The organism is Endozoicomonas sp. ALD068 (genome assembly GCF_049310145.1).
GTDB lineage: Bacteria > Pseudomonadota > Gammaproteobacteria > Pseudomonadales > Endozoicomonadaceae > Endozoicomonas_A.
Genome location: NZ_JBLYNU010000004.1, coordinates 1741166 through 1757332 on the forward strand (window position 1 = coordinate 1741166; position 16167 = coordinate 1757332).

Genomic DNA, 16167 nt, shown 5'->3' on the forward strand with positions numbered 1-16167 from the left:
ATGAGTTCCAATCATTTACGTGAATTTAGTCATACCTTTCCGGCGGTGAGAGGGATACAATCCGGTCGACCATGCTACATAGCCATGTGCCCCATGCGACTTATCCCTAAAATATTTGTCTTTGACGAAGAAGAAGTTCCGCCTGAGCTCAGGGCGCAGCGCACACTGAACCGCTCCCGTATTCCTGAGATGGTAAGATATCTGATTGGCAACAGAGAGGACTATACCCTTTCTGCCATCACGGCTTCCATTAATGATCAAGTGCATTTTGAACCACTGGCCGATACCGGTGTTGCAGTAAACCTTGGCCTTCTATCAGTACCTATGGATTCTCAAATCCTCATTAACGATGGCCAGCATCGCAGGGCAGCCATTGAGGACGCGATCAGGGAGAACAGTGAGCTGGGGCATGACAACATCCCGGTTCTGTTTTTCATTGATGAGGGTTTGAAACGCAGCCAGCAGATGTTTGCGGATCTCAACAAGCATGCGGTACGCCCCAGTGAGTCGCTGAGCACTTTGTACGATCATCGTGATCCAAGCTCAAATATGGCTCGTTACATTGTTGATAATGTTTCATGTTTTAAAAAGCTAACAGAGCTTGAGAAGTCAAGCATTTCTAACCGAAGTATCAAATTATTTACATTGAGCAGTGTAAAGCTAGCCAGTCGCAGCTTACTGAGAAAGGGCCTGAAAGATAGTATCACTCTGGAAGAAATGCAGCTGGCTAGCGATTATTGGCGGGCAGTTACTGAGGCCATGCCAGACTGGAAAGACGCAGAGAATCGTAAAGTATCTTCAGCGGAACTCAGAACGAACTTTGTTCATGCGCACGGGGTAACGCTCCACGCTTTAGGGTGTGCTGGTGCAGACCTGCTAAGTCAACATCCAGATAGCTGGCAATCTCGACTGCAAAAGCTAAATACCATTGACTGGTCAAGAGCGAATAAGGAACTTTGGGAAGGGCGAGCATTGCTGCATGGGAAGTTAAGCAAGGCACGAACCAACGTGGCTTTGACGGCAAATATAATACGTAAGGCGCTGGATGTAAGGCTCAATCCATTAGACAAGTCTCTTGAAGAGGCATTTGAATTATGACTGATAAAGCCCTTTTATATTCCAGTATTGATGAAATGCTGGAGGATGTTGACAGCCTCTATGCGGGCCGTCCTCTAAAAGACCTTGTATACGAAATTCAGGAGCTTTATCTCCACGACGATAAGCCTTGGGTTATTGGTTTCTCTGGTGGTAAAGACTCAACGACGATTTTATCACTGGTTTACACAGCTCTTCTTAAACTGAAACCGGTAGAACTGAAAAAACATGTATATGTTGTTTCTTCTGATACATTGGTAGAAACTCCTGTTGTTGTTGATCAGATCAAATATGTTATTGATACCATAAATAAAGGCGCCAAAGAGCATACGCTCCCTATGTCTGCTCATCAGGTATTTCCTAAAACAGACGAGACATTTTGGACAAACTTGCTTGGTAAAGGTTATCCGGCCCCGACTACCTCTTTTCGTTGGTGTACTGAGCGAATGAAAATTGATCCAGTAAGCGAATTTATCATGGATAAAGTCGAGCAGTTTGGAGAAGTTATTGTAATTCTTGGTTCACGTAGTCAGGAAAGTTCGTCTCGTGCTCAGGTGATAGCCAAACACAAAATAGATGGCAGCATACTCTCTCGCCACGCTTCTCTGCCAGGGGCATTTACTTACATGCCCATCGAAGATTGGTCTCATGATGAAGTTTGGATGTATTTGTTGGCAACTTATGCGCCATGGGGCGGCACCAATCGAGAGTTATTTGACCTCTATAAAGGCTCTAACGCTGGTGAATGTCCTTTGGTCATCGACAAAAATACGCCTTCCTGTGGTAGTTCCCGTTTTGGGTGCTGGACTTGTACCGTTGTTACTAAGGATAAAGCGATTGAAGGCCTGATTCAGAATGGTGCAGCTTGGATGCAGCCCATGCTCGAATTTAGGCAAAAGCTATGGGATACAACGAGACCTGAAAATAAAGACAAAATACGTAATAAACGTCGCAGAAATGGCTATATATCATATGTATCAAGTAGAAAGATCAATGATGATGGCAAAAATGAGATCAAGCGCTCCTTTGGTCCATACCTTCTGGAACACCGTAAGCAATGGTTGAAAGAACTTTTAGAAATTGAGAGAACTCTGCGAGAGCAGGGACATGATATTGAACTAATAACTCGACCTGAGTTACATGCAATTCGCAATGAATGGTTGCACGATCCGCTTGAGCCAGATTGGTCTGATCAATTGCCTTCTTTGTATCGAGAAATATATGGAGAAGACCTCGATTGGGTTGAAAATGATGCAGGTGCTTTTACAAAGCCAGATTCTGATTTACTTCGTGAACTCGAAGAGGATCACGATGTGCCTGCCGAGTTAATTATGAAGTTAATTGAGCTTGAATTGTCCATGGAAGGTCTCAGTCGACGAAAGGGGTTAATGGAAAAGTTGGATGGGCTTTTGCGACAGGATTGGATCGAGGAAGAAGCTCTTTCGCACCGTGAAGATGTTGTTACAAAATTAGATAGTTATAAAACCGAATTAAAAATATTGCGTGGAAAGTACGAAGAGCTCACTAAATCAGAGGCTCAGTCATGATTCTTGAAGAACTGAAAATCTGTGACTTCAGGGTCATCAGTGATGAAGAAACTATCAGCCTGACGCCTCAGGTGCGTGCTGGTCGCAAACGTCCAATCGTATTATTTGGCGGTTTAAACGGTGCGGGTAAAACTACAACACTGACGGCTATTCGTCTGGCTTTGTATGGCAAGCACAGTTTGGGCAGCAATGTTTCTATCAGGGAATATAAAGAGTACCTGAAAGAATCTATACATAAGAGCAAAAAGGCTAATATAAGGAAAAACTCTGCAAAAATTCATCTGACGTTTAGCTATGCAACCCGTGGTAAAGTCTCTCGCTATACAATTAAACGTGAATGGACAGCCAATGGCGGTAAAGTTCATGAAATTCTTAAAATTGAGAAAGATGGGCAAGTGCTCAGCGGTCTTAACGATGACCAATGTCAGAATTTTCTTAATGAATTGATTCCTATTGGTGTATCCGACCTGTTTTTCTTCGATGGTGAAAAAATCGCTGAACTTGCAGAAGATACAACAGGCCGAGCTCTGGGGACTGCCATCAGGAAATTGCTTGGCCTGGATGTTATCAATCGGATGCGTGATGATCTGGCCATTTATCTTCGGGAAAAAAACACCTTATATATGCCAGAGCAGCATCAACAAATAATCGGTGCTCTTAAAGAAAAGTATGATGTTGCTTATGCCACTTACGAAGCAGCATTGAATGAGAAAAGCGAAGCTATCCGTCAGGTTGTAGTTATCGACAGTGATATCAGAGAATCTGAATCTTATATTTCCAGCAAGGGTGGAGCATGGGCTCGTTCAAGAAATGAAGAGCAGGCAAGGCTGGAACAGCTGATTGCTGAAAAGAAGCATCTTGAAGAACAGATTCGCACTTCTATGGGAACCATCTACCCTTTAGTGCTGGCTATTGGCCGTGTGAAGAATTTGCTAAACCAGCTTGAAAAAGAACAGGATTTTAAAAGGCAAGCCATTCTCAAGGGCAGCTTTGACCAGAAGGTTGAATTGTTGAAAAGCTCGTTATTGCAGTCAATCAATGATAAACAAGCGGTTGAGATTGCAATTAACAACGCCTTCACTGAATTGTTTGATGAAATAGAACAGATTGATATCGTCCACGATTGTTCTGAACGTCAGTTCAATCGTGTTCAACTATTGCTGGAAAATATTATACCTGCCTCAAGACAACAGATGTTGGATATGGGTAAGCAGTTGGCTGATATTCAAAGCCAGCTGGATCATGCCAGTGAAAACCTGCAACGTGCACCAGATGTAGCTTTCCTCAAAGACGAGCTTAAACGGCTCCGTGAATTGAATGAGAAGAGAACAGCCGTGAAAAACAGAATGGCTGTTGCAAAAGATGATGCCAAAAATGCCTTGCGTGAGGCTATGGACATCATGCGTCAAATGCAGAAAAAAGAACAGGAGTCCAGTGTTAACTTCTCTAGTAACCGTGCCTACCAGATGGCTCAACGCTCCAGAGAATTGCTTAATGTCTTTGCTTCTAAAGCTACTGAAAATAAAGTGAAACAGCTTGAAAAAGAATTTGTTAAATCCTTTAGAAAGCTGGCACGTAAGGATGATATCAGCCTTCGGGCTTGGATTGATCCGAAAAACTTTGGCGTTAAACTGCTCGACAAGCAGGGCAATGAAATCAATAAAAAGCAGCTTTCTGCTGGTGAGAAACAGATTTTTGCGATTTCTATTCTGGAGGCCTTGGCACGTACATCCGGCAGGAAACTGCCAATCATTATCGATACTCCATTGGGCAGACTGGATAGTAAACACCGCGGCAAGTTGGTGGAAAATTACTTCCCAACAGCCAGTCATCAGGTGATTATTCTTTCCACGGATACCGAGATAGACCAGGATTACTTCAGACAGTTATCGCCACATATTTCTCATGTCTATGAAGTGGAATACTTCCCAAAAGAGGGATATTCTGAATACCTGAGAAAGCACTATTTCGGCTTCAAGATATCTAAAGATGCTGAAAATAAAGAGCAGGAGCTCGCTGAAGATGTTGCCTAACAGAATTCGTATATCCAAGAAGGCTACAGACCTACTGGCAAGGATGAAGGGAAATACCGGACTGACGCCCAATATTCTGGCACGGCTGGCAATTGCCCATTCTTTGGAGACAGGCAGCCTGAAAAAGAAGGTCAAAACTGTACAAGATGGTCAGGAATTCAATACCAATACCTTGCTTGGTGAGCAGGCTGATGTTTATGCCATGCTAATACGTCAGCAGTCTCAGGATATTGAAATTTCCAAGGCTGTGGCTCAGCTCGTTGATGATGGGCTTGGGGTCTTTTCCGGGGTTAACGATCTTTCGGATTTGGTTTTGAAATGTAATGGGAAGGTGGCATAAGCCACCTTGATCATGATTACTATTTTTTAAATGAGCTCCTCAGTATAATCAATAACTCTCTGAATATGTGTAGCGTTAGAGTCCAACTCGGTAATACTCACACCGTTACCTAAGAGGGATAGCAGTCTGTATCGATCAATAAAAATAGGAACGGTAATGTCTGTGTGATCAGACGGTTTTCCGTTCGTTTTTCTTGAATCGTAGGGTATGCAGATCATGATAGTATAATTATTGTTTAGACTTAGATGGTTGTTGATTTTATCAGGTTCATGTTGTTTGTTTTTCCAATCTCTTCCTGTCGCACATTGCGCAAAATAAATTTGATTATAGTTTTTATAAGTATCTCCTGGGATATGTGACCACGCAACAATATCTAAACCTTTGTCTCCAGTATCTGAAGCGGCGAAATCATCGACATCAAAGGTAGTGTTAGTGCCTAAATCTCTTGCTAATAATCTAAGCTTTTGTGAAATATGGCCAGAATACCTGTCAGTTTCTAAGCCTGACTTTCCAAAAATATGACAATCAGAAAAAATAGGAAGGTAATATTTTATTGCGCTATTACACAAATGCTCAAAGTCTCGTCTTAAATCAGAAGCGACACTTCTATCTAACTTTGAAGTACATGAGCAAAGTAAAAGAAAAATGTAAGCTCTATTTAGATTGGTTTGATCTTCTCGTAATTTCAGTGTTTCATTGTCATCCAATAAAAATGGATAGTTTTCGCCGTATATATCTGATCGATATGCAATTAACTCATAGCAATCAGTTAAAAAGTCGTTTGTTGTTTCCTCATTTTGATTGTCTCCATCATCAAAGATTCTTTCTGATGCTTCATCCTTTGATATACCTTCCTCATCTTGGCTTAGAGCTAAAAGTTCGATGAAATCAGCAAAATGATGTTTTAGATATTTTGCATCAGAGGGAGGGTTTTCTAAATCGAGCATAACAACCTTCCCTAGCTTAATTATTCTCTATTGCATTAATTGTTAATTTTATGATTTCAGCAGTTTTGATGATTTCTGAAAGTGTCTCAATATCTGTTTCATATGCTTCCTTGATACTTGGTAATTGGTGCATTGCATTTGTGATATGTTTCTTAGAAATAGCAAGATTGTGATTAAATGAGTCGTATGTTTTATCTAACTTTTCGTATGATTCTTCTAGATCTTCATTTCTAAATAAATATTCTGTGGCTATTCTGTCTGCTAATACGGCATCTAGTTTAGATAAGCTATCACTGTCACCTCTTATGGCGACTCTATTTCTACCAGATTTGTCGAAAAACCATTTTATAAGTCTTTCAAAATTAGCATGTTTAGCTTGAATGTTGTGATATTCTTCAAGAGGGTTTTCGCTTCTTGTATTTACTCCAATGAATTTGCTAATATTGGATCTTCTCAATGAATCTAATAAATAGTTAAAGTGAAACTTTTCTTCTGTTAGATCATTGATATTGAAAAAATTATTGCTTTCAATTTCACTGTATAATTCAAACCCAATTAGTAGTCGGTTCACGTAATCAGATTTACTACCAATTGCTTTAGCTAGCTCCTTCTTTAACTGAATGGGATTGCTAATTTCCAGTTCTTCAGCAAGTGAGTTTAGATATCTAGCTTTTGATAACAACTCCCATTCTTTTACGCCAGTGACATGTCGGTAGCCAAGGTATTTATTAACTTCGCTGCGATTGGAAAAAATTATACACGGAATTTCTGTAGGTCTTTCTGTTGTTTCTTCAATAACTGTTTTTACTTTCTTTTTATGGCGATTGGCAATTGTTGAATCTTGCAATAATTTAAGAGATGCAAGTCGTCTATTACCTTCTATAACAATGTATCTATCACCTTCTTTTATAGTGAGTAGCGGTTCTCCTGGAAAGAATCCATTGTTTCCTATTGCAAGCATTAACTCAATAAGGGATGCATCAGTTAGCATCCAGTTTATTACAACTTCTTCTGGTTGAATACGTAATCTTGTTGGTAAACGAGGGTTGTGGTGATCTAGTTCGAGTTGCTCTAAATTAATAACTTCATATTGCTCTTTCATGTTTTACCCAAATATTACATTAATTTACTTTAATAGTAGTAAAAGTTATAAAGTAAGAAACTTTATGACCTTCAAGGTGTGAAAATGTTCTCGTTATGCCAGTCAATATAGGTTCTCTGAGGAAGGTCTTCATCATTAAGCGGCAAATGGAACTTTCTTCCCTGATACCGATAAATCAGGTCAGTAAAACCTTGTCCGCCATATGCAAGACTACTGATCTTAATTGTATAGTCTTTTGTTAGCGTCAAGACGCCTCTATCGAAAGCCTTATGATGTAACGCGCACATGGCTATTCCATTGTCTATAGTTGAGGGACCATTGCTCTGATGCCACCTGATATGGGCGGCCTCAAGACCAATAGATGCGTGACCCAGTCGGCAGTCAAACCCACATATAGCACATTTATAGCTGTAAGCTGTCAGGACTTTATGACGAAAGTTAGGATCACGTTTATGGGGGTTACCCATATACTCAGTAATATCAAGCTTCTCAATAATATCTTCGTGAATCGTCTCGGGAAAAAACTCATCTAACAATGATCCAATAGTTAAGGCCAAATTATCTCTGTTCTGGATATTGTCAAATTCACTCTGAATTAATCCACCTGCAACGTTGTATCTGAGTAGCTCCGTTTTTTTCGCATCAGAGTTACTGGAACGAGGTTGAGCTTTTTCATGGTTCTTTAACTCCCAAAATCCATCATTTTGCAATCGCCAAAATGGATATTCCGGGTGATGAGATTTCCGATAAGGACCAAATTCAATCAGCAGATCTTTAAGCGGCTCATCAATTTCAGAGTACGAGAAAAAACGATCATGACCTTTTTGATATTGTGACAGCGCATATAACAACAAGAGCGGTTTATGAACCGCTCTTTGGCTGCCACGCTTCCATACGTTTAAATTTAGCTCCATTGCTTTCCTTTAACGCTCACCCAAGCTACTAATATTTATTTTCTTCACACTGAGTTCCAACTCACCATACTGATTAAGATGCTGCCCAACAGACAAACATTGCCCTTTCTTAAGCTTACTCAACTGCTCAATCCAATGCTGCCGTTTAGAACCCTGAACAGTAACCTCCAAAATCTCAGCATATTTCTTGATTTCAGTTTCCGCTGGAGCAAAAAACAGCTTATGTGCTGCCTGAAACAAGCGATCCTGCTCATCTTTTGATAGATTGCTTAGTGTTTGGGTCGCTAGAATCAGTGAAAGGCCATATTTACGGCCTTCCGTCAGCATTTTACCCAGAGGGCTATCCAGTCGATGATCCAGGTTTTGCACCTCGTCCAGAACAACTGGCAGAGGGTTATGCTTATTGCCTGTGCTGCAAGCATGGGCATACAAATCCCAGAGAATAAATTCTGTTGCCAACCGCTGAACATCGGTTGGAATACTGGCCAGCTGAATCATATGGGAATGACAGTCTGTGCTGTTATAAATCGCATCCCAACCGCCTTCTGCACGGGTATCAAACAGATTGCTTTTCACCATGGTGGAGAGTTTGTTTGCCAGTGCTTCACCGACTTTGCTTTCCTCGGCCAGATGAGTCAGCAACTGCTGGAAGGTATAGTCTTCACCAAAGCATTGAACACCGTTTTCAATCACGTTATTCAGCGTAGCCAGCTGCTGCTCACCGATGGTGGAGTACACAGAGTTAAATACTGAGGAAACTCGTCCTGCTATAACATGGGGCTGATCAGCCAGTTCAATACCAGCAATCAGCTGCTTCTGCTTTCTGAATGGATTAATCGCCAGCGGAGAATGTGCCACCAGATGGGTTTTAGGATTAACTGCCGCCTGAAACTCTGGCTCAAGGTGATCCGGCAGGAAACCATTGGTGTAATCCACCACCATGGAGTTGCACTGGGCTTTTGCTAGTTCCTGAAGAATACCCTGTATGCAATACGTCTTACCCTGGCCGGAACGGCCAAAGATCAGCAGATGTCGGTTTGGCAACTTCTCATGGTTAAATTCCCAGTACACTGGCTGATGGGTCATTTCTTCCCGGCCAAATAGAATTCTTCCGGATTCTGCTTCTGTCGCTGGAGTGACTATGGTAGCCGATTTGTTTTCAGCTTCAGTCGACTTGGCAGGCTTTTCCGTTTTAGTTTCTACTTCTTCAACAGATTCAATGGCCATTACTGAATCATCTGCTTTAGTTGCTGGAATAGAGGATACCTTGCTGTTTTGCCCAAGGAACCATTGTTCAGAAATACCAAGAACATTGTCTTCCAGCACCCAGGGCAATAGTTTCTGATAGGGAGTACTGATCAAATGATCCTGATAATCTGGAATCTCCAGCTGCAACAAGCCATCTTCGAAGGTTTCCTTGGTATGAATGGTGGTTGGGCTGGTCAGATGCGCTATAACCATCTTTTCAGGGAAGTCTGCAATGGTGCCTAGCTCGTAGTCACCCGTAAGCCACTGCTCACGCTGATTCAAGAATGCTTCAAAATAGTCAGCCTTAAACACTTCATAGAGCTGATACTTTTCAATCTGCATCAGCACCTGGCGGATGAACAGGCTCCTGTAGATACGACCTTCCAGAGTTTTTGGCCCCAGAATACGCTCAACCAGATAAGCTCGCAGTTTTTCAGCTTGTTCTCTGGCTTTTTCTAGAGAGGTGCCGCCATGCTCGCCTGCTTTCACCTCAACTGGCAGAAGGAAGAGCTTATTATCTTTAAAGCCAGCAAACAGAATATCGTCGGACATCTTGCCGCTGTAGTCATCTTTGTTGTGTAAAACAGCAAAATCACTCTGATTCATCTTCAGACCGATATTGCCGGAAACCCTGACCATTTCAGCGATAGAAATTGGAATCCATGTAATATCTGACTGCGACAGCATGGCACTCACCAGCTTCCAGCCGGCAACAATGCCTAGTTTGCCTTTCTTATCATTTTCCGGATCTGTGACCATTTTCAGCAGCCACTCACCATTGAAGGCATTAAACTCTTCAATCAGCTGGTCGCCCTGCTGACTCAGCATTTTCTTATACAGGTCAGACTGACGGGTTACGGTAATAGCGTCGTAGCCTGCTGAATTGGTGTACTGATCCGAATAATGAATCAGAATCAGGTCTTGTTCCTGCTGGAAGAAGTCCAGAGTCACTTTCGGATCAATAATCGTAGTCCAGATAGAGCTATCGTAGGAACGTTCCAGCTGTTCCTTGAAAGAATCGCTGACAGCAATACCAATGGAGGAGTGGGCATGGTATTGCTGGTTCGGCTCCAGGCACGGCTTAAACAACCGGCCATAAAGGCGGGACATTTCCAGATGTTGCTGACCATCAGTGTTTATTTTGTTGAGGCCGTAGGCTGTCTGGAAGGTTTTATTTTCGCAGACAGAAGCTTCACCACTCAGTAATCCGTTGCAGGCAATGCCGGAAATAAATTTGTCGATATCGCTTTCGAAGGTGGTCACCTTCTGATTGTTCTTGAAGAAGCTCAGGTGGGCGTAGTTTTGCTCAGTCACATCTTTGTGTTTGAACTTTGAAAACGACAGTTTTGTGCGGAGCAGGTCGGTAATATATTCCGATTGTTCCCGGGCTGAACCTTTATCCAGAGAATATCGCTGTTTTATCTCCTCGTGGGAACTCATCTCCGCGAAGATATCAAACTCTGTTTCGCAGAACTGGTCGTCATACAGGTTGACATGAACCGGATGACATTTAGTCAGATTCTTTTTGAAATAGGTCAGCAGCCCCATAAACACTTCACAGTTGTCGCCATTGTTTATAGAATTGATAATCAGCGGCGCATCATTCACCTGTTTGAACAGCTCGCTAAAGGTTTCGATGAACTCTTTAGACTTTTCCTTTACCAGAGTGCTGACATAATCGTAGTCAGCGTCCTTTCTGGGAACGAGTTTAAGCCAGAGCGGATTTTCCTTCACCTTTTGGGTATAGCTGAACTGGTTGCCTTTACTGTAGACGAAAGGTAGCAAGCCTTTGGGGTTCAATCTTTCCATGGTCACTGCAGGCAGGTTACGGAAAGATTTGTGCTGTTTGTCAGCCCGAATTTCATCCACCACCTTCAGGTAATAACTCAGAATTAATGGGTGGTAAGGGGAGAGGTATTTATTACCTTCAAACTCTGCCATACCCATAGCCAGAACAATACGATTTTCATCACTCAAGGTGCTGTCCATTGGGATAGCATTGAGAGAGTTCAGAGCAGCTTGCACATAGTTTCTGACTCGTGCTGTGAGATCATCCCCCCAAAATTCAAGGGATAACAAAGACTTCCTCTTTTTAAGGTGGTCCGAGAGCTCCATCCAGGCTGCATATAATTCAGGTTCAATTGATTCCAGCTCCTCTGCTTTAATAGCATCGGGACCAATAGAGATGAGTCCCTCAGTCAGAAATTCCTCTTCCCTACGTAATAAGGGCAGACGAATACCCGGTACTTTAGATTCCTTATGGTCGATAACGACCTTGCCCTTGGCGTTGATAAATTGACCGTAATGATCGTCTTTAAACAGCTCATTGAAACGGCCGGTGTCCATCAGGATAGGTAATGACAAGCTTACCGGGCTGGCTTCTCCCTCAATGGTGAACTTGATCAAATGGTCATTGCTCTGAACTTTAAATGAGACGACTTCTGACTCTTCGTAGACCTGCTGGTAATTGAGAGTACTGTAGATGCTGGCATCAACCACTTCATTATTTTCTGAGAGAATAAACTCTGAACCTGATTTTTCTGTCAGCTCCAGGCTCATATCTTCAGTTTGCAGAATTAGACCGTTTTGGTTGGGTTTAGGTTTAACCAGGAACTTGTTTTTAATAGCTGGTATATAAAAATCACCTTCTTCCACTACCAGAATCTGGAAGGTGAAGCACTCATTGTTGTTAGTTCGTTTTACCTTCAGGGTGAAGAAGGTAGGTGAACCATCAAAAGGCGCATTGACTGTAACATGGCGCTGAACAGAACCGGCAATCTTGATAATGCTGTTTTTCAGTCCACGCAGGACTTTGTTATTAATCAGCTGTAGCTGTTCTTTTTTTAGGTCGTTACCATCAAAAGTTAGCTTAAAATCGAATGTTTCGCTGCCTTTAGGTACTTCGAGAATAATGTGGTTTTCCCGCTTTTCTGCAGCTTTCTCTGATTTTGTGCGAGGGCCTGTCAGTCTGGCATTTCCTGAGCTGACAGACGCAAAGCTAATGATGTTTTCTTTCTGTTTTTCTTGTTCGGTAAATACATCGCCCATGTCCAACTGTGCGCGCCACTCTTCGCTAGACGTGTCGGAGAAATGCTTTTTAATGAACTCTTCGCCCAGCTTTGGAAGTTTGTCATGGATTTCCTCTGGGTGATTTTGCAGGGTTTGTTCCAACTTGTCGTGGAATTCTTTGTTGTCTTTCAGGCGTTTTTCGATTTGGGCTGGTTTACTCAATTCCCAGAGGCCCTTATCACGAAGAAAGCCCAGCTTTGATAGATCTGGAGTATCACCGCTGGTCATGGCAGCGTAAAGCTTTACAAAGCCAAACATGCTGCCGCTATCTTCTTTAAGCTGTTCAGCTTTAGTCTTGAGAAGATATCTCAGGACAGTATTGTTCTGTGGTTGATTATCGATCAGTTTTTTCAGCTGCTCCTCAATGCCGTGAGCAGACCATGGCATATCACCATGAGCCAGGTCTATGGCGTTTTTGACCAGAGTATCCAGCGCACTGTTATGGATAAAAATCAGCGCCGTGTTTTCAAAGTCTCCAGATTTTGAGGATACGCAATCTCTCAGGTGAGAAATGTAGTATTCATTGAAATACTGGTCTGGTGCTTCCTGCTCATCGAAGTGTGTGGCAAAGATGACTTTTATCCCATTCACCACAAAATAGCGAAGCTCTGTGCCATCGTAGAAGAATGACTGGGTACATTTGTAGATTTCGGCGTATAACCGCTGGGTATTATTCAGGTTAGTGGAGCGAAGCTGGTACTTCTCTCCGACTTGCACGTTCTGGTCGAGCCAGCCTTTAATACGCTCTACAGCAAACTGTTCAAATTGTACTGCGCACATAGACGGCATCCCCACTATCACTCATACGGTCTACATTGCCCACACGCTCATAAAAAGCGATCAGAGCCTGTTCGGATTGTTTATCAAAGTACACGCCACGCTGACGGAATTCCTGAAGCAGTTCCTGGAAACGCAGTTGGCGGTTATCGCCAATGGCAATATTGGTCAGCAGAAGCAGGAAGTCTTGGTTTATTACCAGTACACGCCCTGAACGACCTCGACTCTGTATGAAATGTTTGCCAATATGTTCAACAAATTGTTTCTGGTAGGCGTCCCTGATTTCATGTCGGCTGGCATCTGTGTCGTACCGCTTTATATCAAATTGGTCGAGCGCATACCGGAATAGCTGATTAAGCTGGGCCTTTGGTGTTAACTCCGCTGCGTCCCGAGCTTTGATTTTTCTTTTTTCCTGAAAGTTACTGGCAAAGCGTTGAAGGGCTACAGCGACTTCTTCAGCAGAAAAAACATCAGACTCTAATGCTTGAGTGTACTGCCATAGTGGAACTACCTTGCCTTTCCTGCCTTCCTTTCCTGCTTTATTGATGTTTTCCAGCATCGAAAGTGTAGGGAATATCGTACCAAATGACGAGAACAGGTGCTGATAGCCATCGTCCTGAATATGTGTGCGTTCCTGGCTGGCTTTCTCAGTATCCAGAATAAAGTACAGCGGACGTTTTTTGGGAACATCAAACTTGAAGTTCTTGATGTTGAGCGCCAGCTGAGAGCAGTAGATAAAGTTGTAAAGCTCCAGAAAACTCTCCAGATGGCTTAACAAGTACTCCGGTTTGCTGTTGAGAAACTGAATATCCTTGGCGAACAGGTCAGCAATGTAAGGTAGATAAGGTTCTACATTAGAAGCTTCCTGTCTGACTGGCTTCAGGTATCTTTGCATGACTTCCCAGAAGATCTTCTCGATAAAATTCGCTTTGGATATATCCTTACAGCTGAGATCTTGCTGAGTCAGAAAGTTGCGAAAGATTTCGCTGAGGTGAGCACTGGCTTTGGATTCTGCCCCCTGACGACCCAGAAGCAAAAATTCAGGTGATACCTTCAGTAGGGCATTATTCTGGAAGTAGATATTTTTGAAGTGTTCCAGAATGCTTTCATCAGAGAGCTTGCTGGCTAGTTCATCCAGACAGGTTTCCTCGAACTCAGCCGGATCAAATCCATGAAGCTTTTTACCGAGCAGCAAGCCCAGAACATTTCCCGCTACGGTGTCATAATTAAGGACATTTTTCTTACTGCGAATGGGCAGATAATTGCTCAGATTGTTGTCACCAATCTTGCTTTGATCAATCTCACCGAGGGCTACTAAACGACTAACAATGCTCATTAGTAATCCTCCTCGACAGTAATCTCGTCATAGTCTTCGTCATTAGTCAAAACCCATTGTCCCTCAGTGGTATGGATTTTGAGCTGATTACTGTCTCGCAGTTGGGCTGTAACCTGGTCAATAAACTCCTCGAGGATCACAATATTATTTTTATCGTGCTTATTGGGACGATAACCGCTGTTGATTTTCATAATCAGTTCCAGAAAATTGGCACTGATCTGAAGTGGTTGCTCCAAAGGTTTGCCGTTAAGCATCAGCATGGCATTGAAGTACCCCAGTCGCTTGGAGCGGTTATTTGGCAGAACCTTCAGGTTATCTTTAATGACAGCTCGGGTCGACAGACAGTAGCTATTGTAATCAGCCAGATACCACTGCTTTTGCCCCAGTTCAGGAGCCAGTCGGTTAGCAAAGCGGAAAATGGCCTCCAGCAAATCATTCTGGTAAAAATCTCGCAGGATATCCCGGTGGCTTTTATCTTTACTATCGAATTGGTCGTGTAAGCGCCAGATATTAATGTATTTCTGATACAGCTCTTGGTTAAAGCTTGATCTGAACTGATGGTGGTAGTTGTTTTCGAGAGATTTATCCTGAAGTAAATAGAAGCAGCGTATCCATGAACCCACTTCCATATAATCTTCATTTATCAGATGACGGATGCCGTCTTTGAAACGATTGAATTTATCGTCCTTAACCTTCATTGAACTCTGGATCAGGAAAATATCAATATCTTTTGAGCGAATGGTGCAAGGATCAAAATGCATCAGTGCTCTGGTTAACTCTGTGGCTGTATTGGTAAATATATTATCGAAAAGGTAGCCGGGACCGGTCAGTGCTGAGTAGATAAAATCGAGCAGCGTGCGTGCAGTGAGGAACTGATCATATTTGAGTCGTACTTTCAGGAGAGTCTGGACTATAACCTTCTGCACTTCCGGCATTTGCAACATTTCATAGTTGGCATGCAGTATTTCTGGATAGTGATCTTTCTCTTTGAACCAGGCTTGGTAAAAGGCATTTTCGTCAGTAGGTTGAGTCAGCTTAACCAGCAGCTTTTCGATAAAGTCAGCAGAAACACTGACACCTTCAGGCTTGAATTTTGAGTAGTCTTCAAAATTCAGAAAGATGTGATGAGGAGACAGACCTTCTTTATCATCATTGAGAAAAGCCTTTATAGACTGAATAATATCCAGATGCTCTCTTGAACCTTCTTCAGCGTAGTTTCCGAGCATGCCAATATTGATGCCGACGATAATGGGCTTGCCTTCTAACTTATGGAGTGAAAACTGGTTATCCAGTGTCTGAATCGCACTCATATCTGGCTGGAAGCTATGAGTAGCGTCTAGATGGAATCGGAACTGATGTTCGTATCGATCATAAAACTTGGTCAGAATTTCAGACTTGCCATCACCACTGGAGCCGCACAGAAAAATGATGGTCTCCGGGGAGTTTGAGTCTTCAACGTATCGCTGAAAATCAGTCTCAATGGGGGTTTTGATATATAGATAGTCTTTAAGAGGGTTCCCTTTAGAGTTACCCAGCGTCCTGACTGCTTCGGCTGACGATCTTGAGAGTGGCGCTAATAGTTTTCTGAGCTTCATAAGCACATGGCTCGTTGATATGATCAGGTTGCAAGAATGCTACCGCCCGTTGGACTTTATGCAGCCTCTTACAGGCTGAATGGGCGTATGTCTCATAGCTTAATGCAAATTGTCGTTTGATAATTAAATGGTTCGATTGTGCCAGATTTTTTGAAGGCTTGGTA

10 protein-coding genes are annotated in these 16167 nt (G+C 42.6%); 4 read left to right on the forward strand and 6 right to left on the reverse strand.

The window, feature by feature from the left end; genetic code table 11:
* From dndB to dndE, 4 genes are read left to right on the forward strand one after another with little or no spacing between them, the layout of a single operon-like run.
* Positions 1-1098: a DNA sulfur modification protein DndB gene (gene dndB, locus ACO6V5_RS06215; protein ID WP_422410192.1), complete on the forward strand. Its 1098-nt coding sequence runs from the start codon at positions 1-3 to the stop codon at positions 1096-1098.
* A complete protein-coding gene (dndC, locus tag ACO6V5_RS06220; RefSeq protein WP_422410190.1) occupies positions 1095-2642 on the forward strand; it encodes a DNA phosphorothioation system sulfurtransferase DndC in 1548 nt (515 codons plus the stop codon). Before dndB ends, dndC begins: the two co-directional genes overlap by 4 nt.
* Entirely contained in the window at positions 2639-4675 is a 2037-nt protein-coding gene (gene dndD / locus ACO6V5_RS06225; protein ID WP_422410188.1) for a DNA sulfur modification protein DndD, read from the forward strand. The genes dndC and dndD overlap by 4 nt, the downstream gene beginning before the upstream one ends.
* Positions 4665-5015 (forward strand): DNA sulfur modification protein DndE, encoded by a 351-nt coding sequence (gene dndE, locus ACO6V5_RS06230; RefSeq protein ID WP_422410186.1) that lies wholly within the window; start codon positions 4665-4667, stop codon positions 5013-5015. Before dndD ends, dndE begins: the two co-directional genes overlap by 11 nt.
* A gap of 26 nt (positions 5016-5041) precedes the next feature.
* Here the strand turns inward: dndE and ACO6V5_RS06235 are convergent, their stop codons facing one another.
* The 6 genes from ACO6V5_RS06235 to dptF all read right to left on the reverse strand — a co-directional run bounded on the left by ACO6V5_RS06235 (position 5042) and on the right by dptF (position 16003).
* Entirely contained in the window at positions 5042-5962 is a 921-nt protein-coding gene (locus ACO6V5_RS06235) for a hypothetical protein (RefSeq protein ID WP_422410184.1), read from the reverse strand.
* Between the two features lie 16 nt (positions 5963-5978).
* Positions 5979-7064 (reverse strand): ParB N-terminal domain-containing protein, encoded by a 1086-nt coding sequence (locus tag ACO6V5_RS06240; RefSeq protein ID WP_422410182.1) that lies wholly within the window; start codon positions 7062-7064, stop codon positions 5979-5981.
* A 71-nt stretch (positions 7065-7135) separates the two neighbouring features.
* Positions 7136-7978: a phosphorothioated DNA-binding restriction endonuclease gene (locus ACO6V5_RS06245; RefSeq protein WP_422410180.1), complete on the reverse strand. Its 843-nt coding sequence runs from the start codon at positions 7976-7978 to the stop codon at positions 7136-7138.
* A gap of 9 nt (positions 7979-7987) precedes the next feature.
* Positions 7988-13075 (reverse strand): DNA phosphorothioation-dependent restriction protein DptH, encoded by a 5088-nt coding sequence (dptH, locus tag ACO6V5_RS06250; protein ID WP_422410178.1) that lies wholly within the window; start codon positions 13073-13075, stop codon positions 7988-7990.
* Positions 13056-14408, reverse strand: a complete 1353-nt coding sequence (gene dptG / locus ACO6V5_RS06255) for a DNA phosphorothioation-dependent restriction protein DptG (protein ID WP_422410176.1) — start codon at positions 14406-14408, stop codon at positions 13056-13058. Before dptG ends, dptH begins: the two co-directional genes overlap by 20 nt.
* Positions 14408-16003 (reverse strand): DNA phosphorothioation-dependent restriction protein DptF, encoded by a 1596-nt coding sequence (gene dptF / locus ACO6V5_RS06260; protein ID WP_422410174.1) that lies wholly within the window; start codon positions 16001-16003, stop codon positions 14408-14410. The genes dptG and dptF overlap by 1 nt, the downstream gene beginning before the upstream one ends.
* Positions 16004-16167 lie beyond the last annotated feature (164 nt).